Source organism: Streptomyces sp. NPDC007905 (assembly GCF_042959345.1).
In the GTDB taxonomy this organism is placed as follows: domain Bacteria; phylum Actinomycetota; class Actinomycetes; order Streptomycetales; family Streptomycetaceae; genus Streptomyces.
Genome location: NZ_JBIBKS010000020.1, coordinates 1 through 25,297, shown reverse-complemented (window position 1 = coordinate 25,297; position 25,297 = coordinate 1). Strand labels below are relative to the sequence as shown.

The 25,297-nt window shown below is 71.7% G+C and carries 22 protein-coding genes; 12 read left to right on the top strand and 10 right to left on the bottom strand.

Annotated elements, in window-relative coordinates; all coding sequences use genetic code 11:
- Nucleotides 1-226: 226 nt before the first annotated feature.
- Both ACFZDC_RS30550 and ACFZDC_RS30545 read right to left on the bottom strand, forming a co-directional pair.
- A complete protein-coding gene (locus ACFZDC_RS30550; RefSeq protein ID WP_391329015.1) occupies nucleotides 227-715 on the bottom strand; it encodes a hotdog fold thioesterase in 489 nt (162 codons plus the stop codon).
- 45 nt (nucleotides 716-760) lie between these two features.
- Nucleotides 761-3,181 carry an FdhF/YdeP family oxidoreductase gene (locus ACFZDC_RS30545; RefSeq protein WP_391329014.1) on the bottom strand — a complete coding sequence of 807 codons (2,421 nt, stop codon included), beginning with the start codon at nucleotides 3,179-3,181 and terminating at the stop codon, nucleotides 761-763.
- Between the two features lie 450 nt (nucleotides 3,182-3,631).
- Between ACFZDC_RS30545 and polA the strand changes: the two genes are divergently transcribed.
- Both polA and ACFZDC_RS30535 read left to right on the top strand, forming a co-directional pair.
- Nucleotides 3,632-6,358 carry a DNA polymerase I gene (gene polA / locus ACFZDC_RS30540; protein ID WP_391329013.1) on the top strand — a complete coding sequence of 909 codons (2,727 nt, stop codon included), beginning with the start codon at nucleotides 3,632-3,634 and terminating at the stop codon, nucleotides 6,356-6,358.
- A gap of 629 nt (nucleotides 6,359-6,987) precedes the next feature.
- Nucleotides 6,988-7,386: a hypothetical protein gene (locus ACFZDC_RS30535; protein WP_391329012.1), complete on the top strand. Its 399-nt coding sequence runs from the start codon at nucleotides 6,988-6,990 to the stop codon at nucleotides 7,384-7,386.
- Here the strand turns inward: ACFZDC_RS30535 and ACFZDC_RS30530 are convergent.
- Nucleotides 7,304-8,161: a DUF4184 family protein gene (locus ACFZDC_RS30530; protein ID WP_391329011.1), complete on the bottom strand. Its 858-nt coding sequence runs from the start codon at nucleotides 8,159-8,161 to the stop codon at nucleotides 7,304-7,306. The genes ACFZDC_RS30535 and ACFZDC_RS30530 overlap by 83 nt on opposite strands.
- A gap of 318 nt (nucleotides 8,162-8,479) precedes the next feature.
- On the opposite strand from ACFZDC_RS30530, the gene ACFZDC_RS30525 reads away from it, so the two are divergent.
- From ACFZDC_RS30525 to ACFZDC_RS30515, 3 genes are all read left to right on the top strand, one after another.
- Nucleotides 8,480-10,213 (top strand): lytic murein transglycosylase, encoded by a 1,734-nt coding sequence (locus tag ACFZDC_RS30525; protein WP_391329010.1) that lies wholly within the window; start codon nucleotides 8,480-8,482, stop codon nucleotides 10,211-10,213.
- Nucleotides 10,214-10,376: 163 nt separating this feature from the next.
- Nucleotides 10,377-10,511, top strand: coding sequence for an SPW_0924 family protein (locus tag ACFZDC_RS30520; protein WP_391329009.1), 135 nt, complete (start codon nucleotides 10,377-10,379; stop codon nucleotides 10,509-10,511).
- Nucleotides 10,512-10,536: 25 nt separating this feature from the next.
- On the top strand, nucleotides 10,537-11,529 hold the full coding sequence (locus tag ACFZDC_RS30515; RefSeq protein WP_391329008.1) for a porin PorA family protein: 993 nt from the start codon (nucleotides 10,537-10,539) through the stop codon (nucleotides 11,527-11,529).
- Here the strand turns inward: ACFZDC_RS30515 and hrpB are convergent.
- Nucleotides 11,519-14,044: an ATP-dependent helicase HrpB gene (gene hrpB, locus ACFZDC_RS30510; protein WP_391329007.1), complete on the bottom strand. Its 2,526-nt coding sequence runs from the start codon at nucleotides 14,042-14,044 to the stop codon at nucleotides 11,519-11,521. The genes ACFZDC_RS30515 and hrpB overlap by 11 nt on opposite strands.
- Before the next feature lie 125 nt (nucleotides 14,045-14,169).
- Complete coding sequence (locus ACFZDC_RS30505) at nucleotides 14,170-14,994, bottom strand: methyltransferase domain-containing protein (RefSeq protein ID WP_391329132.1); 825 nt, start codon at nucleotides 14,992-14,994, stop codon at nucleotides 14,170-14,172.
- A gap of 378 nt (nucleotides 14,995-15,372) precedes the next feature.
- Here ACFZDC_RS30505 and rpsA point away from each other — a divergent pair, with 378 nt between their 5' ends.
- Nucleotides 15,373-16,869 (top strand): 30S ribosomal protein S1, encoded by a 1,497-nt coding sequence (gene rpsA / locus ACFZDC_RS30500; RefSeq protein ID WP_391329006.1) that lies wholly within the window; start codon nucleotides 15,373-15,375, stop codon nucleotides 16,867-16,869.
- A gap of 139 nt (nucleotides 16,870-17,008) precedes the next feature.
- Here rpsA and ACFZDC_RS30495 read toward each other — a convergent pair whose 3' ends face one another.
- Complete coding sequence (locus ACFZDC_RS30495; protein WP_391329005.1) at nucleotides 17,009-17,977, bottom strand: right-handed parallel beta-helix repeat-containing protein; 969 nt, start codon at nucleotides 17,975-17,977, stop codon at nucleotides 17,009-17,011.
- A 201-nt stretch (nucleotides 17,978-18,178) separates the two neighbouring features.
- Between ACFZDC_RS30495 and ACFZDC_RS30490 the strand changes: the two genes are divergently transcribed.
- From ACFZDC_RS30490 to ACFZDC_RS30480, 3 genes are all read left to right on the top strand, one after another.
- Complete coding sequence (locus ACFZDC_RS30490; RefSeq protein ID WP_391329004.1) at nucleotides 18,179-19,120, top strand: PAC2 family protein; 942 nt, start codon at nucleotides 18,179-18,181, stop codon at nucleotides 19,118-19,120.
- 69 nt (nucleotides 19,121-19,189) lie between these two features.
- Nucleotides 19,190-19,837 (top strand): dephospho-CoA kinase, encoded by a 648-nt coding sequence (gene coaE, locus ACFZDC_RS30485; RefSeq protein ID WP_391329003.1) that lies wholly within the window; start codon nucleotides 19,190-19,192, stop codon nucleotides 19,835-19,837.
- Nucleotides 19,838-19,886: 49 nt separating this feature from the next.
- Nucleotides 19,887-20,267 (top strand): tetratricopeptide repeat protein, encoded by a 381-nt coding sequence (locus tag ACFZDC_RS30480; protein ID WP_391329002.1) that lies wholly within the window; start codon nucleotides 19,887-19,889, stop codon nucleotides 20,265-20,267.
- A 24-nt stretch (nucleotides 20,268-20,291) separates the two neighbouring features.
- Here the strand turns inward: ACFZDC_RS30480 and ACFZDC_RS30475 are convergent, their stop codons facing one another.
- Nucleotides 20,292-20,588 carry a DUF6343 family protein gene (locus ACFZDC_RS30475; protein WP_391329001.1) on the bottom strand — a complete coding sequence of 99 codons (297 nt, stop codon included), beginning with the start codon at nucleotides 20,586-20,588 and terminating at the stop codon, nucleotides 20,292-20,294.
- Nucleotides 20,589-20,936: 348 nt separating this feature from the next.
- Here ACFZDC_RS30475 and ACFZDC_RS30470 point away from each other — a divergent pair, with 348 nt between their 5' ends.
- Both ACFZDC_RS30470 and ACFZDC_RS30465 read left to right on the top strand, forming a co-directional pair.
- Nucleotides 20,937-21,629: a methyltransferase domain-containing protein gene (locus ACFZDC_RS30470; RefSeq protein WP_391329000.1), complete on the top strand. Its 693-nt coding sequence runs from the start codon at nucleotides 20,937-20,939 to the stop codon at nucleotides 21,627-21,629.
- 83 nt (nucleotides 21,630-21,712) lie between these two features.
- Entirely contained in the window at nucleotides 21,713-22,165 is a 453-nt protein-coding gene (locus ACFZDC_RS30465) for a DoxX family protein (protein WP_391328999.1), read from the top strand.
- A gap of 121 nt (nucleotides 22,166-22,286) precedes the next feature.
- On the opposite strand, the gene ACFZDC_RS30460 is transcribed toward ACFZDC_RS30465, so the two are convergent.
- Entirely contained in the window at nucleotides 22,287-22,964 is a 678-nt protein-coding gene (locus tag ACFZDC_RS30460; RefSeq protein ID WP_391328998.1) for a S4 domain-containing protein, read from the bottom strand.
- A 214-nt stretch (nucleotides 22,965-23,178) separates the two neighbouring features.
- Between ACFZDC_RS30460 and ACFZDC_RS30455 the strand changes: the two genes are divergently transcribed.
- Nucleotides 23,179-23,874, top strand: a complete 696-nt coding sequence (locus ACFZDC_RS30455; RefSeq protein WP_391328997.1) for a uracil-DNA glycosylase family protein — start codon at nucleotides 23,179-23,181, stop codon at nucleotides 23,872-23,874.
- A gap of 175 nt (nucleotides 23,875-24,049) precedes the next feature.
- On the opposite strand, the gene ACFZDC_RS30450 is transcribed toward ACFZDC_RS30455, so the two are convergent.
- Nucleotides 24,050-24,511, bottom strand: coding sequence for a GNAT family N-acetyltransferase (locus ACFZDC_RS30450; RefSeq protein WP_391328996.1), 462 nt, complete (start codon nucleotides 24,509-24,511; stop codon nucleotides 24,050-24,052).
- Nucleotides 24,508-24,969 carry a Rid family hydrolase gene (locus tag ACFZDC_RS30445; RefSeq protein WP_391328995.1) on the bottom strand — a complete coding sequence of 154 codons (462 nt, stop codon included), beginning with the start codon at nucleotides 24,967-24,969 and terminating at the stop codon, nucleotides 24,508-24,510. The genes ACFZDC_RS30450 and ACFZDC_RS30445 overlap by 4 nt, the downstream gene beginning before the upstream one ends.
- Between the last annotated feature and the right edge of the window lie 328 nt (nucleotides 24,970-25,297).

Here is a 25,297-nt window from a genome sequence, read left to right as displayed (position 1 = left end):
GGAAATGGCGGACGCCGCAGGGGGGTTGGTGACGGTGCGGGGCGTGGGCGTGGGCGCGTGCGGGGAGGGGGTGTTGTCGGCGGCCCGTGCCCGGCGCGGCGACGGAGGGCCCGTCAAGTCCCGCCGCTGTCAGCCTCGTTCAGCGGTTCCGTGCGGCTCGGCCCCGGCCGTCCGAGGTGATCCGTGCGGTGGCCGGGGCGTGCGGGGAGCGGCGGACGCGGTGGGCTCAGCCGGCCGTACCGGCCGGGGCTCCGTCGTTCGGTGTGACGTCCCGCAGCAGGCAGGTCAGCCGGGCGCTGCACACCCGGCGGCCCTCCTCGTCGCTGATCACGATCTCGTACGTCGCCGTCGACCGGCCCCGGTGCACGGGCGTGGCCACGCCGGTCACCAGGCCCGAGCGGACCCCCCGGTGGTGCGTGCAGTTCAGGTCCACGCCGACCGCGATCTTCGAGGTGCCGCCGTGCAGCATGGAGCCGACCGAGCCCAGGGTCTCCGCGAGCACAGCGGACGCGCCGCCGTGCAGCAGCCCGTACGGCTGGGTGTTGCCCTCCACCGGCATGGTGCCGACGACCCGCTCCGCCGAGGCCTCCAGGATCTGGACACCCATCCGAGTGCCGAGGTGGCCCGCCGAGAACAGCGCGGGCAGGTCCACGCCGAGTGCGGCGTACTCCTCGATGACCTCCTGCGGGAATGTCACCTGCTGCTGCTCACCCATGGGCCCGGCTCCGTTCGTCATACACCTGTCTCGCTGAGCAAACGCTCAGTCGGTCGCCGATTGTTCCAGACGGGCTTCCGGACGGTTCTCCCGGTGGTGCCTCGGCATCGTCCCCGTCGCCTCTCCGCCCTGTTCCACCGTCTCCGCCATCGCCTTCTCCGTGGCCTTCGCCGTCGTCTCCGCCCCGGCCTTCTCCATGGGCTTCTCCAGGCGGACCACGACGGACTTGCTGGCCGGGGTGTTGCTGGTGTCGGCGGTGGCGTCCAGCGGCACCAGCACATTGGTCTCCGGGTAGTACGCCGCCGCGCAGCCCCGGGCCGTCGGGTAGTGCACGACACGGAAGCCGGGCGCCCGCCGCTCCACGCCGTCCTTCCACTCGCTCACCAGGTCGACGTACGCCCCGTCGGCGACCCCCAGGGCCCGCGCGTCCTCGGGGTGCACCAGCACCACCCGGCGCCCGTTGGTGATGCCCCGGTAGCGGTCGTCCAGGCCGTAGATCGTGGTGTTGTACTGGTCGTGCGAGCGCAGCGTCTGCAGCAGCAGCCTGCCCTCGGGCAGCTCCGGGTACTCCACCGGCGCCGCCGTGAAGTTCGCCTTGCCGGTCGCCGTCGGGAAGCGGCGCTCGTCACGCGGCGCGTGCGGCAGCGCGAAGCCGCCGGGGCGGGCCACGCGCGCGTTGAAGTCCTCGAAGCCGGGGATCACGCGCGCGATGCGGTCACGGATCGTCGCGTAGTCCTTCTCGAACTCCTCCCACGGCACCTTGCTGTCCGGGCCGAGCGCCCGACGCGCCAGCCGGCACACGATCGCCGGCTCGGACAGCAGCCGCGTGCTCGCCGGCGTCAGCCGCCCGCGCGAGGCGTGCACCATGCCCATGGAGTCCTCGACGGTCACGAACTGCTCGCCACCGCCCTGCAGATCGCGCTCGGTCCGGCCCAGCGTCGGCAGGATCAGGGCACGCGCTCCCGTCACCACGTGCGAGCGGTTGAGCTTCGTCGACACGTGCACGGTCAGCCGCGCGCGCCGCATGGCCGCCTCGGTCACCTCCGTGTCGGGCGAGGCGGAGACGAAGTTGCCGCCCATGGCGAAGAAGACCTTCGCCTCGCCGTCCCGCAGCGCGCGGATGGCCCGTACGACGTCGAAGCCGTGTTCGCGCGGTGGCGCGAACCCGAACTCCTTCTCCAACGCGTCCAGGAACGCCGGGGCGGGCCGCTCGAAGATGCCCATCGTGCGGTCGCCCTGCACGTTGGAGTGGCCGCGCACCGGGCACACACCCGCGCCCGGGCGGCCGATGTTGCCCCGCAGGAGCAGGAAGTTGACCACTTCACGGATGGTGGGGACGGCGTGCTTATGCTGGGTGAGGCCCATGGCCCAGCAGACGATGGTCCGCCGCGAGGCAAGGACAATGCCGAGCATCTTCTCGATCTCCGCGCGCGTGAGGCCGGTGGCCGCGAGCGTCTGCGCCCAGTCGGCGGTGCGGGCGGCCTCGGTGAACTCCTCGTAGCCGTGGGTGTGTTCGCGCACGAACTCCTCGTCGACCGCACCCTCCGTCTCCAGGATCAGCTTGTTGAGGAGACGGAACAGGGCCTGATCGCCGCCGATGCGGATCTGCAGGAACAGATCGGTGAGGGCGGCGCCCTTGAGCATGCCCTTCGGAGTCTGCGGGTTGTTGAACCGCTCCAGGCCGGCTTCGGGCAGCGGGTTCACGCTGATGATCCTCGCGCCGTTCGCCTTGGCCTTCTCCAGCGCCGAGAGCATGCGCGGATGGTTCGTCCCGGGGTTCTGCCCCGCCACGATGATCAGGTCGGCCTTGTAGAGGTCCTCCAGCAGAACGCTGCCCTTGCCGATGCCGATCGTCTCGGAGAGCGCCGAACCGGACGACTCGTGACACATGTTCGAGCAGTCGGGAAGGTTGTTGGTGCCCAGCTCGCGCGCGAAGAGCTGGTACAGGAACGCGGCCTCGTTGCTGGTCCGTCCCGAGGTGTAGAAGACGGCCTCGTCGGGGGAGCCGAGGGCGGCGATCTCCTCGGCGATGATGTCGAAGGCGAGCTCCCAGCTCACCGGCTCGTAGTGATCCGCCCCCTCGGGGAGATGCATGGGGTGGGTGAGCCGGCCCTGCTGCCCCAGCCAGTAGCCGCTCCTGGTGGCCAGGTCGGCGACGGAGTGCGCGGCGAAGAACTCGGGGGTGACCCGGCGCAGGGTGGCCTCCTCGGCCACCGCCTTGGCGCCGTTCTCGCAGAACTCCGCCTTGTGCCGGTGGTCCGGCTCCGGCCAGGCACAGCCCGGGCAGTCGAAGCCGTCCTTCTGGTTCACGCGCAGCAGGGTCAGCGCCGTGCGCTTCACCCCCATCTGCTGCTGGGCGATGCGCAGGGTGTGCCCGATGGCGGGCAGCCCTGCCGCCGCGTGCTTCGGCTCCGTGACCTGCGGCGCGTCCTGAACCGGATCACCCTTGGGCGGCTTCGTCGCCATCGCACGCTCCCCTTCGACTGCGTGTGAGAAATACGTGCCGATCCTCCCACGGGCCGCTGACAAGCATGGGTGCCGGGCTTGCCGAGGGCGGGATCCGCGGGTGCGCGAGCCCGGCAGGTCACCTGGGGGCGGTGGGGTGGTAGGGGCGGTGGGGGCGAGCGGAGCCCGGGAGCGTGTGCGGGAGGTCCTTCTGTCCCCGCGACGACGATCACCGCCGACGGCTGCTGCCCGGTAGTGTCGAACCACCGCGCGGTGAACCTCCCCGCGGTGACGGCCGTCACATCGGGCTGCTCTCTCGTCGCGGCATGTGGCTCCTCCTCCGACTCGTCCAGCTCTTCGGACTGCCTCGCCCCGAGGAGCAGTCGACGGCAGCGACCCCCGACAGCCCGGCGCTGTCGGCCGAGCCCGTGCCGGATCCGACTGTCAGTGGACCGTGGCAGGATCGGGGGCGTGGCAGAGACAGCATCGAAGAAGACCGACAAGACCCCCGGCGGCACCCGTCCGCGGCTGATGCTCATGGACGGGCACTCGCTGGCCTACCGCGCGTTCTTCGCGCTGCCCGCGGAGAACTTCACGACCGCGACGGGCCAGCCGACGAACGCCATCTACGGCTTCGCGTCGATGCTGGCCAACACCCTGCGCGACGAGGCGCCCACGCACTTCGCGGTGGCCTTCGACGTCTCCCGCAAGACCTGGCGCTCCGAGCAGTTCACCGAGTACAAGGCCAACCGCTCCAAGACCCCGGACGAGTTCAAGGGCCAGGTCGAGCTGATCGGCGAGCTGCTCGACGCGATGCACGCACAGCGCTTCGCCGTCGACGGCTTCGAGGCGGATGACGTCATCGCCACGCTCGCCACCGCGGCCGAGGCCGAGGGCTTCGAGGTGCTGATCGTCACCGGCGACCGCGACTCCTTCCAGCTGGTCACCGAGCACACGACCGTGCTGTACCCGACGAAGGGCGTCTCGGAGCTGACCCGATTCACCCCGGAGAAGGTCTTCGAGAAGTACGGGTTGACGCCGGCCCAGTACCCGGACTTCGCGGCCCTGCGCGGCGACCCCTCCGACAACCTCCCCGGCATCCCCGGCGTCGGCGAGAAGACCGCGGCGAAGTGGATCAACCAATTCGGCTCGTTCGCCGAGCTGGTCGAGCGCGTCGACGAGGTCAAGGGCAAGGCCGGGCAGAACCTCCGCGACCACCTGGAGGCCGTCAAGCTCAACCGCGTCCTGACCGAACTCGAGCGCCAGGTCGAGCTGCCGAAGACGGTCGCCGACCTGGAGCGGGCTCCGTACGACCGCAAGGCCGTCGCGATGGTCCTGGACACCCTGGAGATCCGCAACCCGTCCCTGCGCGAGCGTCTCTTCGCCGTCGACCCCGGCGCCGAGGAGGCCGAGGTCACCCCGATCGTGACGGACGGCGTGGAACTGGACGGCAAGATCCTCGGCACCGGGGAGCTGGCCCCCTGGCTGGTAGAGCACGGCACCGGGACCCTGGGCGTCGCCACGGTCGACACCTGGGCGCTGGGTGCCGGCTCGGTCGCCGAAGTCGCGCTCGCCGCCGCCGGGGGAGCGGCCGCCTGGTTCGACCCCTCCGAGCTGGACGAGGCCGACGAGAACGCGTTCGCCGCCTGGCTGGCCGACGCAGGCCGCCCCAAGGTGTTCCACAACGCCAAGGGCGCCATGCGTGTCTTCGCCGAGCACGGCTGGACCATCCAGGGCGTGCGCATGGACACCGCCCTCGCCGCCTACCTGGTCAAGCCGGGCCGCCGCTCCTTCGACCTGGACGCGCTCTCCCTGGAGTACCTGCACCGCGAGCTGACTCCCGCCGCCGCGGCCGACGGCCAGCTGGCCTTCGGCGCGGACGACGGCGCCGAGGCCGAGGCGCTGATGATCCAGGCCCGTGCCGTCCTCGATCTCGGCGAGGCCTTCGAGGGCCGCCTGGGGGAAGTGGGCGCCGCGGACCTCCTCAGGGACATGGAACTGCCGACCTCGGCCCTGCTCGCCCGCATGGAGCGCAACGGCATCGCGGCCGACCGCGCGCACCTCGAGGCGATGGAGCAGACGTTCGCGGGGGCCGTGCAGCAGGCCGTGAAGGAGGCGCACGCGGCCGCCGGGCACGAGTTCAACCTGGGCTCGCCCAAGCAGCTCCAGGAGGTCCTCTTCGGCGAGCTGGCGCTGCCCAAGACGAAGAAGACGAAGACCGGCTACACCACCGACGCCGACGCCCTGGCCTGGCTCGCCACCCAGACCGACAACGAGCTTCCGGTGATCATGCTCCGGCACCGTGAGCAGGCGAAGCTGCGTGTCACGGTCGAGGGCCTGATCAAGACCATCGCCGGCGACGGCCGCATCCACACGACCTTCAACCAGACGGTGGCCGCGACCGGCCGGCTGTCGTCCACGGACCCGAACCTGCAGAACATCCCGGTCCGCACCGACGAGGGCCGGGCGATCCGCCGCGGGTTCGTGGTCGGCGAGGGCTTCGAGTCCCTGATGACCGCCGATTACAGCCAGATCGAGCTGCGTGTGATGGCCCACCTCTCGGAGGACGAGGGCCTGATCGAGGCGTTCACCTCCGGTGAGGACCTGCACACCACGGTTGCCTCCCAGGTCTTCTCGGTGGAGCGGGACGCGGTGGACGCGGAGATGCGCCGCAAGATCAAGGCGATGTCGTACGGCCTGGCCTACGGCCTGTCCGCCTTCGGCCTCTCCCAGCAGCTGAACATCGAGGCGGCCGAGGCGCGTGGCTTGATGGACACCTACTTCGAGCGCTTCGGCGGGGTGCGGGAGTATCTGCGCCGGGCGGTCGACGAGGCGCGGGCGACGGGGTACACGGCGACGCTCTTCGGGCGCCGCCGCTACCTCCCGGATCTCAACAGCGACAACCGGCAGCGTCGCGAGGCGGCCGAGCGGATGGCCCTGAACGCGCCGATCCAGGGCACGGCGGCCGACATCGTCAAGATCGCGATGCTCAATGTCGACCGGGCCCTGCGCGAGGCGGACCTCAGGTCCCGCATGCTTCTCCAGGTCCACGACGAAATCGTCCTGGAGATCGCCCCCGGCGAGCGGAAGGCCACCGAGGAGATCGTCCGCCGCGAGATGGCGAACGCGGTCGACCTGAGGGCCCCGCTGGACGTCTCGGTGGGCGTGGGCCCCGACTGGGAGTCCGCGGCGCACTAGCCTTCGGCGATCCCGCCGGCAGGGGCGTTGCCCAGTGGTCACTGGGCAACGCCCCTGCGCGTTTTTGCGCACCGGTGCTCTTCGCGCCCCTGCGCTGGTCGCGCCCCGGTGCCGAGAACGCCTCGGCCGAGGCGACGGCCCTTCGGAGCCGCGCCTGCACGTTTCTCTGCGCCGCAATGGCGATCGGCTCCCACGGCGCATCGCGGCGGTGCCCGGCCAACCGGTCCCGTGACGGTTGCCGCACCTTCTCCCGCGGTTTCTTTTCGTGCGCCGGTGACGAGGGTTTCTGCGCCGCAATGGCGATCGGCTCCCACGGCGCATCGCGGCGGTGCCCGGCCAACCGGTCCCGTGACGGTTGCCGCACCCTCTCCCACGGCTCCTTTTCGTGCACCGGTGGCGAGGGTTTCTCCGCCGCAACAGCGATCGACTCCCACCCGCCCCCGGCGGTGCCGAACCCCGTGCCACACCAGGGGCTGGCCCCTCCCGCGCAACCCCGACGCCGGCCCCACCCGCACCACCCGCACGGGCCGGCCCACCCGTACAACCCCCACCGACACCCCGGAGGGCGCTTCACTCACGTGGCCCCCGCCAAAACGCCCCCTGAGCCCCCCAGCCGCAACACTGCGGGCATGGGTATACGCACGCTTCACCGCCGGACGGCGCAAGGCACACCGGTCCGGGCGGACACCGCCTCGGTCCAGGCCACGCCCGCCTCGCCGGTCCCGGCCCTCGCGGTCGACGCAAGCACCGCCCGCATCCCCGCCGACCTGGCCGCGACCGTGCGCCGGGCCGTGGCGGACCTCCGGCGCCGGCTGGCCGCCGCTCCACGTCCCGCCCCGGACTGGCGCGCCCGGGCCGACCTCGCCCGCGGCTACCTGGCGCTCCTGCTCACCCTGATCCCGCGAGCGCGCCCCCGGCGCACCCTCACCGTCTTCGTGGCCTCCGTCACCGAGCCACGGACCGGTCCCGGCCCGCACCGACCACCGCTCCGGGACCGCCCGGAACGAGGGCCGGACGACACACCCTGACGCCGGCCGCGTACACCAGCACCCCGAGGACCACTCCGGTGCCCGCGCCGAAGCACAGCGTGGGCACCAGGTCCCCGTGCTTGCCGCGCGCACCCCAGTACTCCCACCACCGGGCCGCCCGCTGCGCCGCCCCCGCCAGGGCCCAGCCGCCGATCACGGCACCGGCGCACCAGCGGTCCCGCACGGACAGCGCGGGCACCCCCAGCGGCTCACCGGCCGGCGCCCGCCGCAGCGCCCGTGCCAGGAACACGGCGATCACCACGGCGGCCAGCGCGGACGTGCCGTACTGCAGCCACGTGTAAAGAGGCATGCCCGCAAGCTCCCGCCCGAGGGCCGGTACCAGCCGCGAACCCCACCGGTCGTGATGGGTGAAGGCGTCCCACACCACATGGGTCAGCGCGCCGAGCACCGCGGAGACGTACCACCGCAGCAGCGCAACCGCCCGCACGCGCGCGCGTGGCGCCCCGCAGCGCAGCAGGGCGGCCGGCCGGCCCTGCCGGCGCCGGGGCAGCAGCGCCACCAGTGGCTCCCGGACGAGCAGCCACAGTGCGACCAGTGCCCAGGTGATGAGCACGTCAACGCCGGCCACGCCGGCGAAGGAGTGCGTGACCGCCCCGAACTCCATGCCGCCCGGCACGACACTCGCGGCGTAGTAGGGCATGTCGGGCGCGAAGGAACCCGCGACGAGTACCGAGGACACCAGCCGGGCCCGGCCGCCGCCGTCCCGGCGGATGGCGGGCAGCACGGCCGCCGCATGGCTGAGCGTGAACGGCAACGGGTCCCCCTGGAGCGGTCGTCAGCGGTGGCGCCGGAACCGGTGATCGCGGTCCGACCAGTATGCGTGAGCGCCGCCCGGGGCCGCCCATGCCGACGAGAGTTGGCCAACCGGTGAAAATCGGGCACGAACGGGTGCCCGGGCAAAGCAAGTTGTCGTAGGGTCACCTGGGTCGCCGTGCGGGGAGCAAGGCCGAACACACATCGCACGGATGGAAAGGCGGAACAGGGGCAACCACAGCACCGGGTCAACCGTCACACCAGAGCGAGGCACACAGACGGAGACGGACGCACCAGCGTCCACGGGAGGGTTCACTCTATGGCGGCGCACATCGGCAGGCGGCTGCGCAAGGGGGCGGCGACCACCGCCGTGGCCGCGGCAGCGGTCGCGGCTCTGTCCGCGTCCCAGGCTCCAGGAGCGACCGGCGAGGACCACGGCAGACAGGCCGCGGCCGGCGCCAGCACCCCCGCACCGGAAGCGGCCGCCGACGGCAACGCCACCGGCAACTCGCCCTACTACACGGACCTGCCGCCCCTCAACAGCCCCAACCCCAGCCCGCCGCCCACCATCGGCACGCCCGTCTCCCGGGGTGAGGCCGAGGCGGGTATTCCCGCGACGGTCCTCGACGCCTACAAGAAGGCCGAGGCCGAGCTGCGTTCGTCCAAGCCGGGCTGCAACCTGCCCTGGCAACTCCTGGCCGCCATCGGCAAGGTGGAGTCGGGCCAGGCCCGCGGCGGCCGCGTCGACGCGGACGGCACCACGGTGGGCCGGATCCTCGGCCCGCAGCTCGACGGCAACGGCTTCGCGCTCATCCAGGACACCGACCACGGCGCGTACGACGGCAACAGCCGGTACGACCAGGCCGTCGGCCCGATGCAGTTCATCCCGTCCACCTGGGCCTGGGCCGGGCGGGACGGCAACGGTGACGGCACGTCGGACCCCAACAACGTCTACGACGCCGCGCTCGCCGCCGGCCACTACCTGTGCCGCAACGACTGGGACATGTCCACCCAGGCCGGCCTGCGCAGCGCGATCCTCAGCTACAACGACTCGCAGGACTATCTGAACCTGGTCCTGAACTGGCTGGAGTACTACCGCAAGGGCACCCACTCCGTCCCCGACGGCAGCGGCGGCGTGCCCTCGCACCGCAGCGACGACAACACCCGGCCCACCGGCACCCCGAAGCCCTCCGACCCGCCGAACACCAAGCCGGACCCGAAGCCCGACAAGCCGGACCCGAAGCCCGACAAGCCCGGCGGCGGCAACGAGACCCCCGACCCGAAGCCGCCGAATCCGCCGGTCCCGCCGACGACGCCCACTCCCTCCGACACCGTGGACCACCTGGAGGACGCGGGCACCGCGAAGCTCACCGCGATGGCCGGGGACGCGTTCGACGGGCGGATCAGCACCCGCGCCGAGACCAAGGCCGGGATGGCCGTCGGCAAGGTCAGGATCCGGTTCACCATCACCGGTGACACCGACGCCACCTTCGCCGGCGGCGAGACCGTGGCCGCGATCGCCACCGACGCCAAGGGCGTGGCGGTCGCGCCGCCGCTCGAAGCCGGTGAGAAGACCGGCGACTTCAAGATCACCACCACCGTGGTCGGCCACAGGGTCAAGGGCCCCGACTACCCGGCCACCGTCACCGCGCGCGCCGCCGACACCCTCGCCCGCACCGGCGACACCCCGCTGACCTGCACCCCGGGCGGCGAGTTCGCCGACCAGGTCCAGGTGAAGGCGACGTACAAGGGCGCCGTCGCGGACAAGGTCGCGACCACCGCCACGCTCATCAAGGCGGCCGACGACGCCACCGAGAACGACAAGGGCCCCTACTTCAAGGACGCCGACGGCAAGGCCGTGCGCACCCTCACCGGCCTCCGGACGGACGGCAAGGGCCTGCTCACGCTGCCGAAGCTGTACGCGGACGACACCACGGGCACCTTCCTGCTCCGCATCACCACCACCGGCGGCGCGACCCTCACCGTCGAACTGAAGGTCGCCGCCGCCGACAGTCCGGCGAGCCCGTCGCCGAGCCCGTCCGCGACCTCCTGACGGCCCCCTGGGCCCGGACAGCAGCAGGGCGCCCTCTCCGCTCGGGGGAGAGGGCGCCCCTCGTCTGTGTGCGACGTGTTCTCATCTCGTCCGGGCGTTGCTACCGTGCCGACCTGACGACCCATCAGAAACTGTCCGGGAACCGACCGTCGGGAGACCTCGCATGCGCGCCCTGATCGCCGCCGCGACCGGACTCGCCCTCGCGCTCGCCCTGGTCGTGGCGATGACCGCCCTGGGCGCGCCGACAGGCCGGACGTCCCCCAAGCCGCTGCTGACGACGGTGCCCGCGCACCCGTAGCAGCGCCCGTCCGAGGGAGGCCGGAATGCGCCGCACGGCAAGCCTGGTCCTGCTCGCCTGTGCCATGTGCTGCGCGGCGCTGTCCCCGCTGCTGCGCTGGTACGCCTTCCCGCGCCTGGCCAGGATCCCCGCCGACCAGTACCAGGACATGGTCCTCGAGGCCAGGGACGCCACGCTCCTGGACTACGGCACCATGCGCGCCAAGAAGGTCCCGAAGGTCACCATCGTGCAGACCCTCAAGGGCAACGTGGAGGCCGCCGAGAAGATCGAGAAGACCGCAGGCAGGCCCGTCGTCGTCTGGGACGGCCTGTCCTACGTCCAGGGGCCCGACGGCAGGATGGTCTCGCGGATCCCCGAGCGCTACATCTTCGACGCCCACAGCCAGGACCCCGTCCACGCCACCGGCGAGACGGTCGACGGCGACCCGGTCAAGCGGGACGGCATCGAGTTCAAGTGGCCCTTCCTCACCCAGAAGCGCGACTACGAGTACTTCGACGCGCAGACCCGCACCACCAGCCCCATCCACTACCAGGGCACCCGGACCTTCCGCGGCGTGCACGTCTACTACTTCGAACAGACCATCCCCTGGACCAAGGTCCCCTTCCCGAAGGCCATGCCGGTCCAGGGCATCACACCGGAGTCGGTGGCCAGGACCGGCACCACCCGCTGGTACACCACGGTCCGCAGGTTCTGGGTCGAACCGGTCACCGGCGCGCCCGTCTACGGCGAGGAGATCCACAAGGAGGAACTGCGCGGCGGCACCCTGCTCGGCGGCCGCTCCAGCGTGACGGCCTTCGCCGGGGACGTGAAGATGCGCGAGGACTACATCGAGCACACCGTCGCCCTGGTCAAGCACAACCGCACCCTGGTCCTGATGCTCACCTCCTCCCTGCCCTGGGGGCTTTTGTTCCTCGGCCTCCTGCTCCTCTCGCTCTCCCTCTGCCTGGAGGCACGCGCCGGACGCCCGCGGGACCCGGCACCCACGGAGGCGGCGGAACCCGAACCGGTCAGCGCCTGAGCCGCGCGTTGGTGTGCCGGGTGGGCTCGGCGGTCGCCGGGTCCTCGGGCCACGGATGCTTCGGATACCGCCCTCGCAGCTCCGCGCGTACGCCCTGGTAGCCGTCCTTCCAGAAGGAGGCGAGATCGGCCGTCACGGCGGCGGGCCGCCCGGCGGGGGAGAGCAGGTGCACGAGCAGCGGGACCCCCGCCACGGCCGGTGTCTGCGCCAACCCGAACATCTCCTGCAGCTTCACCGCGAGCACGGGCCGCTCCGGGTCCCCATAGTCGATCCGGATCCTGGACCCACTGGGCACGGCGATCCGTTCGGGCGCCAGCTCGTCCAGCCAGGCGGCCTCACCGCTCGCCCAGGGCAGCAGCCGCTCCAACGCCCGCCCGGCGTCGATCCGCCCGAGATCGGCCCGCCGCCGGGCGCTGCCCAGCTCCGGTTCCAACCACTCGTCCACGCGCGCGTGGAGCGCCTCGTCCGCCACGTCCGGCCACGGCTCCCCCCGGTGCGCACGCACAAACGCCAGCCGCTGCCGCAGGACCGCAGCCTCCGGCGACCAGCGGAGCAGCCCGAGCCCCTCCCGCCGGAGCCCTTCGAGCAGGGCCCCGCGCACAAGACCGGGAGCGGCGTCCTTCAGCGGCCGCACGGCCAGCTCGGTCGCCCCGAGCCGCTCCACGCGCCGCGCTACGACATCCCCGTCGGCCCAGTGCACTTCGTCGAGCTCCTCCAGGAGCGCCCCGGCCGCGGCCCGCGCCACCTCCTCGTGCACAGCGGCCCCGAGCCGCACGCGCGCGTGCCCCTTCCCCCCGGGCCGGTCCGCCACGGCAACGACGATCCACGGCTCCCCGCGCAAGACGGCCCCGTCCCCTAGCTCGGCCCGGGTCCCCGACGCCATGAGATACGACCCGGCGTCGAGCCTGGCCACCCGCTCGGGAAAGGCGAGCGCCGTGACGAGGCCGGCGAGCCGATCGTCACCGGTGCCCGATCCCGCCCCGACGTCCACCGGCAGCCGACGGTCATGAGCGGGCGGGTGGGAAAACTCCGCCGAGACGGCCCGCAGCCGGCGGACCTCGCTCCGCCACCGCGCCGCGTAGGCGTCACCCCCACGCCGGGCACGACGCAGGGCACCGGCCAGATCGTCCCCGTACTCGCGCGGCACCTCCTCCGACAGCAGGGCGACGACCTCCGCACCCTCACCGCAGGTGTCCAGCAGAGCCCGCCCCAGCCGCGGGTGCACCCCCAGCCGACCCAGCCGCACACCGAGCTCAGTGACTCGGCCCGCGGAGTCCACCGCTCCCACCGCCGTGAGAACATCCCGCGCCGCCGCCATCGCCCCGCCCGGCGGCGGATCCAGCAACGCCAGCCCCGAGGCGTCCGGATCGCCCCAGCAGGCCGCCTGAAGGGCGAACGCGGTCAGGTCGGCCACCTTGATCTCCGGCGCCGGAAAAGCCGGCAGACGGACGTCCTCGGCCTCCGTCCAGCACCGGTACACCACACCCGGCGCCACCCGCCCGGCCCGCCCCGCCCGCTGCCGCCCGGCCGCCCGCGAGGCCCGCACCGTCGCCAGCCCGCTCAACCCGCGCGCGTGGTCCACACGCGGCTCCCGCGCCAGCCCCGAGTCGACCACCACCCGTACCCCGGGCACCGTCAGCGACGACTCCGCCACCGACGTCGCCAGCACCACCCGCCGCCGCTCCCCGGGCGTCAGCACCGCGTCCTGCACGGCGGCCGGCGCACGCCCGTGCACCTGGAGCACGTCCACGGCCCCCAGATCCCCCAGTTGTCCGGCCACCCGCCCGATCTCGCCGACACCGGGCAGGAAGCACAGCACGTCGCCCTCCCGCTCGGCCAGTGCCCGCTGCACCACCGACGCCACGTGCCCCAGCAGCGCCGGATCGACCCACAGGCCCTGCGGCGGCCGTACCGGACGAGCCGGCGGCGCCCACACCACCTCCACGGGATGCGAGACTCCCTTGGCCTCGACCACCGGAGCATCGCCGAGCAGGCGCGCCCAGCCCTCCGCGTCCGTGGTCGCCGACGCGGCCACCAGCCGCAGCTCCGGCCGCAGCGTCTGCCGTACGTCCCACAGGAACGCGGCCACCGTGTCGGCGTCCAGATGCCGCTCGTGACATTCGTCGAGCACCACCACGTCGACGCCCGCCAGCTCCTGGTCGCGCTGCACCCGCTGCAACAGCACTCCGGTCGTCACGACCTCCACGCGCGCGTGCCGCCCCACGACCCGTTCCCCGCGCACCGTGTAGCCGACGCTCTCACCGGTCTTCTCGCCCAGCAGCCACGCCATCCGCCGAGCCGCCGCCCGCGCCGCGATCCGCCGCGGCTCGGCCACCACGACCCGCCGCGCGGGACCGCCGCCGACCAGACCCGCCAGCACCAGCGGCACCAGCGTCGTCTTGCCGGTGCCGGGCGGCGCCACCAGCACGGCGGTGCCGTTCCCTTCCAGGGCGTCGCTCAGGGCGGGCAGGGCGGTACGGACGGGCAGCGCGTCCAGGGCGTCGTCACGGATCACGCCCCTAGTGTCGTACGGCGGCGCAGACGCCTTCCACGCGCGCATACGGCGGCGAAGACGCGTCCCACATGCGTGTGCGCGGCGAAAACGCTCCCACGCGCGCGTGCGCGTAAGTAAGGGACTGCTCAGTCCCGCTCGCAGACGAAGATCGCCGTCCCGGGGATGAGATTCCCGCGCAGGGGCGACCAGCCGCCCCACTCCGAGCTGTTCCAGGCCGGCCACTCCGGCTCCAGCAGGTCCACCAGCCGGAAACCCGACGCCACGATGTCCCGGACGCGGTCGCCGAGCGTCCTGTGGTGCTCGACGTACACCGCGCGGCCCTCCTCGTCCTGCTCCACGTAGGGCGTGCGGTCGAAGTAGGACGACGCCACCGACAGGCCCTCGGGACCGGGCTCGTCCGGGAACGCCCAGCGGATCGGATGCGTCACCGAGAAGACCAACCGGCCGCCCGGCCGCAGCACCCGGCACACCTCGCTCAGCACCAGTCGCGGATCGGCCACGAACGGCAGCGCCCCGTACGCGGAGCACGCCAGAGCGAAGGAGCCGTCCGCGAAGGGCAGCGCGCCGGCGTCGGCACAGACCAGCGGAAACGATCCGCCGATGCGCAGGGCGTGCTGCAGCTGGCGGTGCGAGAGGTCCAGCGCCACCGGGCGGGCACCCCGGGCGGCCAGCCAGCGCGAGCACTGCGCCGCACCCGCGCCGATCTCCAGGACGTCCTTGCCCTTCAGGTCCTCCGTCGGGCCGAGCAGCTCGGCCTCCACCTCGTCCAGCCCTTCCGGGCCCCACACGAAGCGGTCGTCCCCGAGGAACGTGCCGTGCTCGACCTGGTACTCGTCGGCGTTGCGGTCCCACCAGCCCCGGTTGGCGCGGGCGCTCTCCGCGACCCCGGCGTCACGTCGGGTGGCTTCCGGCTCGCACCCCTCGGGGTCGAGCGGTTCCGGCTCTTGGATGATCGGCTCCCTCGTCGTACTCTTCCGTCCAACGCGCCGGGCGATGGCGTGTCACGGAGGGGGGTCCCGTCGGCCTGTCCGGCCTCCTGGGACGTTTCTTGTGCCGGGTATGCGGCGATCCGCCCCGGGTGTGCGCCTTCGCGCATTGACCCTGTCCGGCTGCCCCCGTATGCTACAAGTTGCGCTGCGGGCCTGCGCACCTCAGACGTAGCAGGCTGCGCTCGCATCTGTTGAATTCCCCTCGGTTGTCGAGGCGCCACCGGGCACCCGGTGCTCAAAGTGGCGCTTCCTTGGCTGTCCGGCTTCTGCAGAGCGAAACGGGCTCCCGGCGTAAGCAGTACCTACGACTTCAATGTCCGTACCGGAGCCCTTTCCCACATGACGAGCAGCACCGAGACCACCGCCACCACCCCGCAGGTAGCGGTCAACGACATCGGTAACGAGGAAGCATTCCTCGCCGCGATCGACGAGACGATCAAGTACTTCAACGACGGCGACATCGTCGACGGCGTCATCGTGAAGGTCGACCGGGACGAGGTCCTGCTCGACATCGGTTACAAGACCGAAGGTGTCATCCCGAGCCGCGAGCTCTCGATCAAGCACGACGTCGACCCGAACGAGGTCGTCGCCGTCGGCGACGAGATCGAGGCCCTGGTCCTCCAGAAGGAGGACAAGGAAGGCCGCCTGATCCTCTCGAAGAAGCGCGCCCAGTACGAGCGTGCCTGGGGCACCATCGAGAAGATCAAGGAAGAGGACGGCATCGTCACCGGTACCGTCATCGAGGTCGTCAAGGGTGGTCTCATCCTCGACATCGGCCTCCGCGGCTTCCTCCCGGCCTCTCTGGTCGAGATGCGCCGTGTCCGCGACCTCCAGCCCTACGTGGGCAAGGAGCTCGAGGCCAAGATCATCGAGCTGGACAAGAACCGCAACAACGTGGTCCTGTCCCGCCGTGCCTGGCTGGAGCAGACCCAGTCCGAGGTCCGCCAGACGTTCCTCACGACCCTCCAGAAGGGTCAGGTCCGCTCCGGTGTGGTCTCCTCGATCGTCAACTTCGGTGCCTTCGTGGACCTGGGTGGCGTCGACGGTCTGGTCCACGTCTCCGAGCTGTCCTGGAAGCACATCGACCACCCCTCCGAGGTCGTCGAGGTCGGCCAGGAGGTCACGGTCGAGGTCCTCGACGTCGACATGGACCGCGAGCGCGTCTCCCTGTCGCTGAAGGCGACCCAGGAAGACCCGTGGCAGCAGTTCGCCCGCACCCACCAGATCGGCCAGGTCGTGCCCGGCAAGGTCACGAAGCTGGTTCCGTTCGGTGCGTTCGTCCGCGTGGACGAGGGCATCGAGGGTCTGGTCCACATCTCCGAGCTGGCCGAGCGCCACGTGGAGATCCCGGAGCAGGTCGTCCAGGTCAACGACGAGATCTTCGTCAAGGTCATCGACATCGACCTCGAGCGTCGTCGCATCAGCCTCTCGCTGAAGCAGGCCAACGAGTCCTTCGGTTCGGACCCGGCCTCGGTCGAGTTCGACCCGACGCTGTACGGCATGGCCGCGTCGTACGACGACCAGGGCAACTACATCTACCCCGAGGGCTTCGACCCCGAGACCAACGACTGGCTCGAGGGCTACGAGAAGCAGCGCGAGGAGTGGGAGCGCCAGTACGCCGAGGCGCAGACCCGCTTCGAGCAGCACCAGCAGCAGGTCATCAAGTCCCGCGAGGCGGACGCCCAGGCCGCTGCCGAGGGTGGCGAGGCCGCCGCTCCGGCCGCGTCGGGTGGTGGCGGTTCGTACTCCTCCGAGGGTGCGGACACCTCCGGTGCGCTGGCCTCGGACGAGGCGCTGGCCGCGCTGCGCGAGAAGCTGGCCGGTGGGCAGAGCTGAACGCTAGCCGCTGGGCTTAGCCGATAGCTTTGAGGGGCCGTACCTTTTGGGGTGCGGCCCCTCAAACGTGTCTCGGGGGGTGCCGGTTGTCTTTCGGGTGCGGGCCGGCCGTGGCCGGTCGTGCGGTTCCCCGCGCTTCTCAGGAAGTGACCGTGATGTTGGTCAAGCCCTTGCCTCCGGTCACCGTGTTGCTGCTGCAGACCGTCGTCCTGCAGCTTGCGCTGTAGTTCGTCGCGTCGATCGCCAGACGGGTCGAGCCCGCCGCGCCCGTCAATGTCGATTTACTGCCCTTGAAGACCGTGCCGCAGCCCCAGCCGGACCGCTGGGTGTGGGTCTGGTAGCCGTCGTTGGTGGTCCCCGTGCCGGTGTTGTCCTGGACGAGGGCGTCGTTGCCCTTCACGTCGACCCAGGAGTCGTCGTAGTTGACCCCGGTCAGCCCGCTGCCGTCGAAGGTGTTGCCGACGGTCCGGGGGCCCGTCGTGCCCTCCTTGACATCGACGTTCTCAACGCCGACGCCGGGGCCGATCGTGTTGTGCAGGATCTGGATGCGGTCACTGCGGTCACTGCGGTCGGACAGTGTGTTCGCGGTCCCCACGTACACACCCTCACCCATGCCGCTGCCGTCGTTCCCGGTGTCGTAGATCTTCGATTTCCTGATCAGGTCGTCCGAGCTGGAGTTTCGGAAGTGCACGCCCTCCATGGCGACGTCGTGCACCGCGACACCGTCCACCATGACACCCTGGGCCGCGTCGATCATGATGCCCTTCTGGCCGCCGGTCACGGTCAGCCCGCTGACCGTCCAGTAGGAAGCGCCGTTCAGATGCAGGCCGTACCCCCCGCTCGCGGTCAGGACGGCCTTCGGCGAGCCGGTGACGGTGATACGGGCCGTTGCGGTGGACGGCGTGGTCGCCTTGAAATTACCGGTGTACGTGCCGTCCGCCAGGTGGATCGTGTCGCCTGGCCTCGCGCCCCTCAGCGCGGTCTTGAGCTGGGCGGCGGTGCCCACCTCGATGGTCGAGGCGGCGGCGGAGGGGCCCGCGGAGAGGAGCATGCCGCCGGTGGCGGCGGTCGCGGCGAGCAGAGAGGTGAGCAGCGTGCGGGTGCGCATGGGGTGGCTTCCTGTCGTACGGACGCTGATCTCATACATGAACGACAGATGTGAGTGTGAACGCTGGTCCTCGTGAGGGCAGGGACCAGTTGACGGAGCGTCAAGGTGCCCGGCACGAGGTGCCTGCTCAGCGGCGTCACCCGGGAATGCCCACACCCCAAGGCGCGTTGTTCATGAGGAACACGAGGAGGAGCGGTCGCAGTGCTTGATCCGCAGGGTTTGTACGCATGGGAGCCGAAGGGCCTCGCCGTCGTCGACATGGCGCTCGCCCAGGAATCGGCCGGTCTTGTCATGCTCTACCACTTCGACGGATACATTGACGCGGGGGAGACCGGCGACCAGATCGTCGAGCGGCTCCTCGACGCACAGCCCCACCAGGTCGTGGCCCGCTTCGACCACGACCGGCTCGTGGACTACCGGGCCCGCCGCCCGCTGCTGACCTTCAAGCGGGACCGCTGGACCGAGTACGAGGTGCCAACCATCGAGGTCCGCCTCGTCCAGGACACCACCGGCGCCCCGTTCCTGCTGCTGTCCGGCCCCGAGCCGGACGTGGAGTGGGAGCGGTTCGCCGCGGCCGTACAGCAGATCGTGGAGCGGCTCGGCGTCCGCCTCTCCGTGAACTTCCATGGCATCCCCATGGGCGTCCCCCACACCCGCCCCGTCGGCCTCACCCCCCACGGCAACCGCACCGACCTCATCCCGGGCGGCCGCAGCCCCTTCGACGAGGCCCAGGTGCCCGGCAGCGCCGAAGCGCTGCTGGAGTACCGCCTCATGGAGGCCGGACACGACGTCCTGGGCGTCGCCGCACACGTCCCCCACTACATCGCCCGCTCCCCGTACCCGGACGCGGCGCTGACCGTCCTGGAAGCCGTCACCGCCGCCACCGGCCTGGTACTGCCGGGTGTCGCGCACTCCCTGCGAACGGACGCGCACCGCACACAGACCGAGATCGACCGGCAGATCCAGGAGGGCGACGAGGAACTGACCGCACTGGTCCAAGGCCTCGAGCACCAGTACGACGCCGCCGCGGGCGCCGAGACCCGCGGCAACATGCTCGCCGAACCGGCCGACATCCCCTCCGCCGACGAAATCGGGCGGGAGTTCGAGCGATTCCTCGCAGAGCGAGAGGGCGACAACCAGTAAGGCAGCCGACCGGCCGCGACGCCGACGCCGGGGGCGGCCCTGTCAGCGGCAGGGCCTAAGCTTCCGCACATGCTGAAAGTGGGCCTGACCGGCGGCATCGGCGCCGGCAAGAGCGAGGTGTCACGGCTGCTCGTCGCACACGGAGCCGTGCTGATCGACGCCGACCGCATCGCACGCGACGTCGTGGCACCCGGAACCCCCGGGCTCGCGGCCGTGGTGGAGGCCTTCGGCCAGGACGTCCTCACCGCCGACGGCAGCCTGGACCGGCCCAGACTCGGCTCCATCGTCTTCGCCGACCCCGCGAGGCTGGCCGTCCTCAACGCGATCGTGCACCCCCTGGTCGGCGCCCGCTCCCACGAACTGGAAAGCGCCGCGGCCGACGACGCCGTCGTGATCCACGACGTACCGCTCCTCACCGAGAACGGCCTGGCGCCCCAGTACGACCTGGTGATCGTCGTCGACGCGAGCCCCGAAACCCAGCTCGACCGGCTGGTACGGCTGCGCGGGATGACCGAGGACGACGCACGCGCACGCATGGCCGCCCAGGCCACCCGCGAGCAGCGCCGGGAGATCGCGGACATCGTGATCGACAACGACGTACCCCTCGACACCCTGCGCAAGCGCGTCGCGGACATCTGGGACGACCTCCAGCGCCGGGCACACGAACCCCGTACGGCATCCGAGGACGGACGACCGGGCGACGCCGACGCGGAATAGCGGCCCCCCACCGGGCGTTGAACCGCTTCAGTGAGGGAAGGACTGTGCCGTGCCCGAGACCAGCGGTTCGACCGGACGAACTCCGGAGACGCATGTCATCGACTTCCGCGCGGCCGAGCACCTGCTCAACGCACGGGACCCGCGGGGCGCGGTGAAACTGCTCGACGGAGTCATCGCCGCACACCCCGAAAACACCGCGGCCCGCCTGCTGCGCGCACGCGCCTTCTTCGCGGCCGCACAACTACGGCCCGCCGAACTCGAGTTCACCATCGTGCTCGAGCGGGAACCGGACAACGCCTTCGCCCACTTCGCGCTCGCCCGCACCTATGAACGCCAGGGCCACCCCGACCAGGCCAAGCGCCACTTCCGGCTCGCCGCCGCACTCGACCCCAACCCGCGGTACCTCAAGGCCGCACGCTTCGACTCCTGACCGCCCACGGGCCGCAAGCCGCCGTCACGGATGGCGATGCCGCGAAGGACGCCGAGAGGGCGGACCGCCGTCCGCCGGCCGATACGGCGGAACGTCACGACCCGGCTGATAATGCGGGCCCTGCCGCATGTGCCTGAGAATCATGACCATGTCCACCGTGACCACCAGCCACAACACCCCACAGGCGACCGCCCAGCCCGGGCGTCCTACCAGCGCGAACGCCGCCGTGCCGAAGATCGCCCAGACCAGTCCCCACGCACTCAGCCACAACCGCGCCCGCAAAGCACTGCGCGCGGTCGCCGGCTCACTGCCCGTACGCATCTGATCACCACTCCTGCTTGCAACGTACTCCTCGCCGGGAACGTTCACCAACGAGGCTCCCAAAAGGGGACGCACCGCGCTGCCCGACGCCGACGACCAGCCCGAACAGCTCCTCGACCCGGCAGCACCCCCCGAGGACACCGAGGAACTGGTCGCCCTACGGCGCACCGTGACAAGCGGCCCGGGCACGCGCCGACCCCCTCCCGGACGGCCCGCCGGCGACCACCTGCGAGCGGGAGGACCCTGGTCCATCGGACACGGATGGTTCCCGCCCCGAGACCAACGACTCGAACGAGTGAACCCCGCCCCACCGGGAACGGCCCCACCACGCCCGCCCGTTCTTCCTGCATGACGGTCGAAATGCGCGAAGGACACAAGGGAACAGGCCCCGGCGCCATCACCCCCGACGGCTGCGCGGTCGAGCTCTACACACGGCTTCCGGCCGGCGACGAGCCGGACATCATCACCGCGGCCGTGCCCCCCGGGGCACACATCCTGGAGCTGGGCAGCGGAGTGGGCCGGATCACCCATCCCCTGCTGGAACGCGGCTTCACGGTCACAGCGGTGGACGAGTCCGCCGAGATGCTCGCCCATGTCCGAGGGGCACGCACGATATGCGGCCCGATCGAAAAACTGGACCTGGGCGAGAAGTACGACGTGGTGATGCTCGCGTCCTTCCTCGTCCACACCGGTGACATCGAGGCCCGCCGGGGCCTGCTGCGCACCTGCGCCCGCCACGTGGCCAAGGACGGCTGCGTGCTCATCCAGCGGGAGGGCCCGGACTACCACACGAACGTGCCGAGAGAGCGGATCGACCCCAGCGGCTTCACCCTGCGCATCGTGTCGGCGGAACCGGCCGGCGACGGGGTGAACTCGGTACGCGCCGAGTACCTGTTCCCCGACGCCGTCTGGACCCAGACCTTCCTGGCCCGGCCCCTGACCACGGAGCAGTTCGAAGAGGCGCTGACGGAGGCGGCACTGGAGGTGGACACCTATCTGACCCCCGACCAGACATGGGTGAGGGCGGTACCGGTGGCATAAGGAGCGAGGAGCGATGAGTTCTCGGCCCAGGGCCGGTCTACGTCGGTGACAGCAACCAGGACCGCTTCACCGAGGAGACCCCCGTGTCCGAGACCACCGCCCCTGCCGTTTCCGCCCCCTCCGGCGCTTCCGCGACCGCCCGCGGTCGCCTCGCCCGGATCGCCCTGCGCGCGGTCCAGGTGCTGCTCGCCCTCTTCTACGGGATCGCGAGCGCACTGCCCAAGCTGATCGCGCACCCGTCCGCCGTGGAGTCCTTCGACAAGATCGGCTGGGGCAGCGTGGGCATGTACACCATCGGCGCGCTCGAACTGGCCGGCGCGGTCGCGCTGTTGGTTCCGGCCCTCCAGTCGGTGGCGGCGATGGCGTTGAGCGCACTCATGGTGGGCGCGTTCATCGTCCAGCTCACCGTCTTCGACGGTCAGTACGCGGCGACCCCGCTGATCCTGATCGTGCCGCTCGTGCTGATCGCCTGGGCCCGGCGCGGGCACAACACGGACCTGCTGCGGCTGCTGCGGCGGGCGGGCCGACGGGCGTGACCCGTGCGGGACACCGCCGGTGACGCCGGCCGGGCGCGGGGGCCTGGCCGACGTCACCGGGCTGAGTTCAGAGGGGGAGGAGGGGTGGGGGAGGGGGGAGGGGCCCCCAAGCAAGTCCGGCTCAGCGTCCCCGAGGACGCCCGCCGGACCCGCCGATTCCCCCCGCCCCGCCGAATCCCCCGGGGCCGCTCAGTCCGCCGTGCCCGCTTGGGCCGCCGTGTCCGCCCGGCCCGCCGTGCCCGCTTGGCCGGTCCGGTCCGCCGAGTCCGCCCAGCCCCCGGAGCCGTTCCAGCTCGCGGCGGTCCCGTTTGGTGGGGCGGCCGGCGCCGCGGTCGCGGAGACCGGCGGGGCCCACGGCCTCGCGGGGCGGGGGAGGAGGGGAGTTGTCGATGTAGCACTGAGCGGCCACCGGTGCGCCGACGCGCTTGCGGATCAGGCGCTTGACGATCACGACCCGTTCCCGGCCCTCGTGCCGCAGCCGCACCTCGTCGCCGACGCGCAGGGAGTAGGCGGGTTTCACCCGCTCGCCGTTGACGTGGACGTGGCCGCCACGGCAGGCGGTGGCGCCCAGGGAGCGGGTCTTGATCAGACGTACCGCCCAGATCCAGCTGTCGATCCGTACGGTCTCGCCCTTGGCCGGTCCGGCGGCCTCGGCGGCGGCCACAGCGGCGGCGATCTTGGGGTCGAGCGGCTGGGCGCCGGCGGCTCCGGAACCCTCGGCATCCTGGGCGGGGGCTGCTGCTCCGCCCGGTCCGCCGGTGTCACCGTGCACGGTCTCGTCCGCATCCTCGGAAGCCATGTCCCGACCTTAACCCGCCGGGCCCGGTGAGCCGGAGACGTTTTCCTGGGACCCGCGCCCGTAGAACGCCGAAGGCGGCTCCCCTCCCCAGGGGACCCACCGGCCCGGACCTCTACGGGCCCGGCAGGCCCGCATACCCCCGGCCCACCCCCTGTCCGACACAACACCCCCCACCCCTGCGGGGGCCCGGCGGAGCCGGGCATACGGTGGCGGTATGGACGACAGCAGCGCGCTCGCTCGGCTCGACCGGCGCGTCGCGGGTTGCCGGGCTTGCCCCCGGCTGGTCGAGTGGCGTGAGGAGGTGGCCCGGTCCAAGCGGGCCGCGTTCGCCGACTGGACGTACTGGGGGCGGCCGGTGCCCGGGTTCGGTCCGGCCGACGCCCGCCTGGTGATCGTCGGGCTGGCCCCCGCCGCGCACGGCGGCAACCGCACGGGCCGTATGTTCACCGGCGACCGGTCGGGAGACGTGCTCTACCAGGCGCTGTACGACGTGGGGCTCGCCTCGCAGCCCACCTCCGTGCACGCCGACGACGGCCTGGAGCTGTACGGGGTGCGGGTCACCGCGCCCGTGCACTGTGCTCCGCCCGCGAACAAGCCCACTCCCGGCGAGCGGGACACCTGCCGGCCCTGGCTGGTCCAGGAGCTGAAGCTGCTGCGCCCGACCCTCCGGGCGGCCGTGGTGCTCGGCGCCTTCGGCTGGCAGGCGGCGCTGCCCGCGTTCGCCGAGGCGGGCTGGCCCGTGCCCCGCCCCCGACCCGGCTTCGCCCATGGCGCCCGGGTCGGCCTGGATGGTCTGGACGTCTTCGGCTGCTTCCACGTCAGCCAGCGCAACACCTTCACCGGCCGGCTCACTCCCGTCATGCTCCGTGAGGTGCTGCGCACGGCGGCCGACGCGGCCGGACTGCCGTAGCCGGCGGTGAAGGTGGCGGATTCACTGGTGTCCTGGGGTTCACGACCAGCCGGGCCGGCGGCTACGGGAAGCCGCTGCCCAAGGTGCGGACGTGGGGGCGGCCCAAGGGGTGGCCCTGCCCGTGCCGCTCAGCCCCTCGGGTTCCACGCGCCGGCCGGGTGGCGTCCCGTATCCCTCAGGGCTGCCACACGTACCGCACGTCCGGCTCGCGCTCCTCGTTGCCGCTGCCGTCCGTGTACTCGACGGCGACGAAACCGTGCCGCTCGTAGAAGCGGTGGGCGGGCTTGTTGACCTGGAAGGTCCACAGGGTGAGGCCCTGCGGGTTGCGTTCCTTGGCGAGGGAGACGAACCGGTCACCGAGTCCGCGGCCCCGCCACTCCGGGTCCAGATACAACTGGGAGAGCAGGTCGCCGTTCAGGACCATCACACCGACGATCCCGCGCCCTTCCCCGGCCGTCTCGGCCACCCACGTCTCCCGCAGCGGCACCACCACGTCCCGGAAATACCCCCGCACGTCGTCGTCGGTGCGGGGCCGCACCACGGTGGGCAGCGAGGTGTCGAAGGACCGCAGCCAGACGTCGGCGGCGGCACGGGCGTCGGCCGGCACCGCCCGGCGCAGGACGACCGCGGCCGTCACCGGCCGGTCTCTTCTTCCGGTCCTTCCAGTCCTTCCGGTCCTTCCGGTCCATCCGGCGCTTCCGGCACCACGGCCGTCGCCGTGATCTCCACCAGCTGCCCGGTGTACCCGAGACAGGCGACACCCAGCAGCGTGGACGAGTGCGGTCCCCGGCTCAGCCCCGACGCCTCGACGACCTCCCACACCGCGGACAGCACCGAGGGCTCGTTGCTGACGACGTACACATCCGTCGCCAGCACATGCTCCAAGTCGCTGCCGACGGCGAGCAGTTGCTCCCGGAGGTTGGCGATCACCCGCTCGGCCTGCTGCACCGGATCCCCCGCACCGACCACCTCCCCCTTCTCGTCGAGCGGCACGGCTCCCGCGAGAAACGCGAGCTTCGTGCCGGCCTCGACGACAGAAGCGTGGGAGTAGGTGGGGGGCGGGAAGAGGGCGGGGGTGGTGACGCGACGGATCATGGCGGCTCCTGGGCTGGCCGGTGCACAAGGCTCCCGATCATCCGTCGCCCCGCCAGGCCTCCGCACCCGAATTTCGGGCTGCCACCGCGACCTGCGCCCACACACCCCCGTTATGTTTTCTGCGGTCCTGCAACGGGGCCGCTGGCCTCCGGGCCCGGCATGACTGTTGCCCCCTGTCGATCGGATGACCTGGGGGGTGGTGTCACCGGGCCCGAGGGGTGCCGTCGGAGACGCTGATCAGAGGTCCGGCCACCGCCCGGTTCGGCGCAACGCCGGGCAGTTCGCGGGCGGCAGGTCTGCATAACGTGGATGCGCGAGCACGACACCC

Bases quoted from the DNA above. Each gene is read 5' to 3' on its own strand.
- ACFZDC_RS30550 (WP_391329015.1), bottom strand. From the start codon at position 715: ATGGGTGAGCAGCAGCAGGTGACATTCCCGCAGGAGGTCATCGAGGAG.
- ACFZDC_RS30545 (WP_391329014.1), bottom strand. From the start codon at position 3,181: ATGGCGACGAAGCCGCCCAAGGGTGATCCGGTTCAGGACGCGCCGCAG.
- ACFZDC_RS30535 (WP_391329012.1), top strand. From the start codon at position 6,988: ATGGGTATACGCACGCTTCACCGCCGGACGGCGCAAGGCACACCGGTC.
- ACFZDC_RS30525 (WP_391329010.1), top strand. From the start codon at position 8,480: ATGGCGGCGCACATCGGCAGGCGGCTGCGCAAGGGGGCGGCGACCACC.
- ACFZDC_RS30520 (WP_391329009.1), top strand. From the start codon at position 10,377: ATGCGCGCCCTGATCGCCGCCGCGACCGGACTCGCCCTCGCGCTCGCC.
- ACFZDC_RS30515 (WP_391329008.1), top strand. From the start codon at position 10,537: ATGCGCCGCACGGCAAGCCTGGTCCTGCTCGCCTGTGCCATGTGCTGC.
- rpsA (WP_391329006.1), top strand. From the start codon at position 15,373: ATGACGAGCAGCACCGAGACCACCGCCACCACCCCGCAGGTAGCGGTC.
- ACFZDC_RS30495 (WP_391329005.1), bottom strand. From the start codon at position 17,977: ATGCGCACCCGCACGCTGCTCACCTCTCTGCTCGCCGCGACCGCCGCC.
- coaE (WP_391329003.1), top strand. From the start codon at position 19,190: ATGCTGAAAGTGGGCCTGACCGGCGGCATCGGCGCCGGCAAGAGCGAG.
- ACFZDC_RS30475 (WP_391329001.1), bottom strand. From the start codon at position 20,588: ATGCGTACGGGCAGTGAGCCGGCGACCGCGCGCAGTGCTTTGCGGGCG.
- ACFZDC_RS30470 (WP_391329000.1), top strand. From the start codon at position 20,937: ATGACGGTCGAAATGCGCGAAGGACACAAGGGAACAGGCCCCGGCGCC.
- ACFZDC_RS30460 (WP_391328998.1), bottom strand. From the start codon at position 22,964: ATGGCTTCCGAGGATGCGGACGAGACCGTGCACGGTGACACCGGCGGA.
- ACFZDC_RS30455 (WP_391328997.1), top strand. From the start codon at position 23,179: ATGGACGACAGCAGCGCGCTCGCTCGGCTCGACCGGCGCGTCGCGGGT.
- ACFZDC_RS30445 (WP_391328995.1), bottom strand. From the start codon at position 24,969: ATGATCCGTCGCGTCACCACCCCCGCCCTCTTCCCGCCCCCCACCTAC.